Source organism: Gemmatimonadota bacterium (genome assembly GCA_039715185.1).
Lineage (GTDB): Bacteria > Gemmatimonadota > Gemmatimonadetes > Longimicrobiales > RSA9 > DATHRK01.
On record JBDLIA010000156.1, the window covers coordinates 1 to 3,899 of the forward strand.

The 3,899-nt window shown below is 67.7% G+C and carries 3 protein-coding genes; all 3 read right to left on the reverse strand.

Annotation, left to right across the window (positions count from 1 at the left end):
* Positions 1 to 474 precede the first annotated feature (474 nt).
* From ABFS34_16010 to ABFS34_16020, 3 genes are read right to left on the reverse strand one after another with little or no spacing between them, the layout of a single operon-like run.
* Complete coding sequence (locus ABFS34_16010) at positions 475 to 759, reverse strand: hypothetical protein (protein ID MEN8376932.1); 285 nt, start codon at positions 757 to 759, stop codon at positions 475 to 477.
* Complete coding sequence (locus ABFS34_16015) at positions 759 to 1,553, reverse strand: AAA family ATPase (GenBank protein MEN8376933.1); 795 nt, start codon at positions 1,551 to 1,553, stop codon at positions 759 to 761. The genes ABFS34_16010 and ABFS34_16015 overlap by 1 nt, the downstream gene beginning before the upstream one ends.
* Positions 1,550 to 2,854 carry a DDE-type integrase/transposase/recombinase gene (locus tag ABFS34_16020; GenBank protein MEN8376934.1) on the reverse strand — a complete coding sequence of 435 codons (1,305 nt, stop codon included), beginning with the start codon at positions 2,852 to 2,854 and terminating at the stop codon, positions 1,550 to 1,552. Before ABFS34_16020 ends, ABFS34_16015 begins: the two co-directional genes overlap by 4 nt.
* Positions 2,855 to 3,899 lie beyond the last annotated feature (1,045 nt).

Below are 3,899 nucleotides of genomic sequence, written 5' to 3' on the forward strand. Positions count from 1 at the left end.
GCGCACGAGCGAGGCCGGGGAATCGACCGAAACGGCGAGCGCGCGGCTAGGTCAGACTGTCTGCCGGTGGTGGTCGTGCCGTGCGTGGGAGAAAAGGGCAGCGTGGGAGCGTGCGGGAGCGGACGAGCCGCCCGCGGCGGCAGACCGGGCAACGCTCGATGTCGATCTCGGCGACGCGGAGCATCAACTCGCGTGCGGAGAGGGTCTCGGAGGGCGGCGGAGGCGGGCGGCCGAGCAGGATGCGACAGCGGTGTAACCTGCCAGATTATTCTGAGCGGCCGTTTCACGCCGGGATGCGAGACGGAAGGTGGAATGTCGCGCAGCGCAGCGTGATGGTGGAACCGGACGTGGCAGATAGCCGTGCGTGAGGTCCTGCGGTCGTTCCGTTTGTGTTGACGTGGCGAGGGCAGGAGACAGGAGGGCCGGCAGGGGGGCACCCCCCGGCCGGCCCGACGGACAAGGCACCTTGGTGGGTCAGAAGGGCAGATCGTCCTCGGCAATGTCCTTCTGCTCTTGCTCGCGACGGATCTGATTCCACCTCTCGTAGCGTTGGAGTTCTTCGACGAGTCGTCGGCAGAGGACGACGATGCGGTTGGCGATCTCGGCTGTGCGCTGCTGAGGTCCGTCGCGCTGGGTCTTGTCTTGGTGGATGAGCCAGAGGAAGACGTCGTCCATGTGGCGGACCAGCATCTGGGCCACGGCGATGGCGACCTGGTTGAATTCGATTTCGAAAGACATGCGGCGATCGAGACCGAGCATCAGACGATCTCCTTGCTGGCGGTGACGACTTCGTCGAGTTCGACGAGGTCCTTGCCTTGTGCCGCAGCGTGGTACATGGCGGCGAGGGCGAGGTTGCCGATGGCGCGGGGGATGCCCCCGGCCTGGACGAAGAGCTGGATGAGGGCCTCGTCGGTGAACAGGCGCTGGCGGCGTCCGGCGAGGCGGAGGTGGTGCTCGACGTAGCCCCGGGTGTGTTCCTCGTCCATGGCGGGCATGCGGTAGCGCATGGCCACGCGCTGACGGAAGGGCAGGTGGATCCTGAGGGCGAGCTTGGCCAGGAGCTGAGGCTGGCCGGCGAGGATGAGCAGGAGGGGGTCCCTGGAGTCCATCTCGAAGTTCAGGAGGATCCTCAGCTCGTCGAAGAGGGGCGAGCGCAAGAGATCGGCCTCGTCGAGGATGACGACGGGCTGCTTGCCCTGGGCGGCAAGCTGGGCGACGCCGTGCTGGATCTCGCGGTAGAGGAGGCTCTTGGAGCGGACGTCCTGGCCGCCGAGGGCGCGGTTGAGCTGGGCGTAGGCGTCGATGGCGGTGATGGTGGAAAGCGGCAGGTAGACCGCGAGGTAGTGCTCGGTGTTGAGGGAGTCGACGAAGCGGCGCAGCGCCACGGTCTTGCCGGTGCCGGGCTCGCCGGTGACGAGCAGGATGCCGCGGGCCTGCTTGCTCATCTCGAGCCGGGCGGCGAGTTCCTGGAGGCCGGGCCAGAGGTAGAGCTTCCGGCTGTCGATGGCCTTGTCGAAGGGGCGGTGCTTGAGGCCGAAGCGAGCCTCGATCATGAGGAGGCCTCCTCGTCCTGGCGCCGGCGGACGAGCTCGGCGTAGTTCAGCTCGAGGGGTCCGGCATGGAAGCGAGCGTTGTCGACCGGGTCGACGGGCTTGATCGGCCCCACGGGCTTGTCGTCGCGATAGAGGATGATCTCCTCGGGCCGTCCGACCGGAAAGCGCAGGTCGACCCGGGCCCTGATGTAGTCGGGCGGGACCTCGTAGAAGGTGCCGTCGATCTTGACGGTGGCGTCGTTTCGGACGACGCGGGTGAGGCGTCCCATGAAGGCATGGTCGATCTCGGCCGGCGCCAGACGCTGGATGGGGATCTGCTCGGCACCGGCGAGGAAGCGGTCGAGGGGCTTCATGGCGATGCCGCCGTGGCGCTTGAGGTGGTAGTCCTCGCGGAGCCAGTGCTCGAGCCGTTGTTGCAGGGCATCGATCGAGGCCAGGTCCTCGTCGGTGAGCAAGGGAAGCAGGCGGCCGCGGATGGTGCGGAAGACCCGCTCGACCTTGCCGCGTGAGGGTGAGTCGAAGGGTTCGGAATGCAGCAAGGTGCAGCCGATCCGGGCACAGGCCTCGGCCAGGTGGCGTGAGGTGAAGGCGGGGCCGTTATCGCAGTAGAAGCGTTTCGGTACCCCGTAGGTGGCGATCGCGTCGCGGAAGGTGTGCAGCAGATCGGCGGTGTCTTCCGAGAAGGAAAAACGGGCGCCGACGAGCACTCGGGAGTGATCGTCGATGATGGCGCAGAGGATGGCCTTGCGCTTGCCCTTGTGGGCGTGGACGCGGGGTCCGTGCATGAAATCGGCGACCCACAGGTCGTTGGGATGCGGCATCTCGTACTTGGCGCGGGCCTTGCCAGGACCGCGCAGGGGCTTGGCCAGGCCGCGGGTCTTGAGCAGGCGCCGGAGGGTCGCCTCGCAGACCCGCTTGCCCTCACCCAGCACGCCGTCCTCATGCAGGAGCTGGTGGAAGAGCTTGACCGAGATCTGCCGGTGCTGGACGCGGTGGCGACAGATCAGCTCGATGGTGTCGTCATCGAGCGAGCGGAAGCTGCCCTTGTCCGAGCGGGTCTGGGGTAGCAGGGCATCCAGGCCGCCGCGCTGGTACTTGCGGAGCCACAGCCGCAGGGTGGAGACGCTGAAGCGCCGGATCGACCCATCGGGGAGCTGATGCTGCCGCGCGGCCATGCGGGCCAGCACCTGACTGGCCACCTCGTCGGTCAAGGGACGGGTCGCCTCGGAGATCAGGCCGTAGCGAAACACCGCCCAGTCGCGGTGCGTGGGCCGAGCCGGCTTGGTCTTGTCCTCAATCATCTGTGGAGCCTCCGTGCTTGCCGGACGGAGGACCTCTCCGCCGGTATCGCGGCCACCATGAGCCCCGCGGCCGTAGCGGCGAAGACCGATCGTGTGGCGGGCTCGGAGCGAGACGACCCGCGACGCGTCGCGCAGAGCAGGGCGTCTGCCGCGAAGGTGCCGTCGGTTTATCCAAAACAGCGCAGCCGGTCACGGCGCGGAAGGCGAGCAAGACGGTGCCGGCGAGAGAAGCGAGCACTCGGTCGAGTTGCTCGACCTCATCGGCTTGCTCGGACCAGCTCAGCCCCAGCCGCGGTCCGAGCCATGCCCAGGCCGAGCCGACCAGGCGGCTGCGCACCCAATCGGCCCAGCGCCGCAGCGTACGCCGGGAGACCGCCGGCTCGCCCCGACCAGCGAACAGCGCCCACTCGTGGCCCTGCTCGATCCCGTCGCGCAACACGTGCACGACCGTCTCCAGCACCGAGCCGAGCGTCGATCGCCCGCGCCATAAGTCGCTGGGCGTGAGAGAGACCGTCGAGCCGTCGCAGAATCGGGCTCGCCGGATCGGGACGTCCTGGAAGACGTCCCCCGTCGACAGATCCTGCACCTGCTTGCGGAAACGCCAGGCGTGAGGCCGTGCGCAGCGCCCCGTCCCGCAGCGGGGGCAGATCCTGCCCGACTCCCGGACCAGCGTCTGGAAAAGGACCTCCCCGCTCTGGATCGCCGAGAGGTAGTCAGCCAGCCCCGATGCCAGTACACTACCGATCGTCTAGCGATGGCGGGTGCGAGACCGGGTTGTGGCCGCTAAACCAGCCGGTCTCGTGCCCGCACTCCTCCCTGGACGAGAAAGCTGCGCGCTACGGAACGAGTCGCACAGCTTACCCCGCCTCGGGTCGCCTCATCCTCTCAGTCTGAAATCCAGACCCCGTTAGAACTCAGGACAGAGTGACGGGTTACAGACGGGTTGACGCCCAATACCTCCTACAACATACGGCGCAGCGTCTCGCGTCAGCGCCTCGGCGGACCGCGAGCCGACCTGATACGCGCCCAGGCGCACTACATCGCG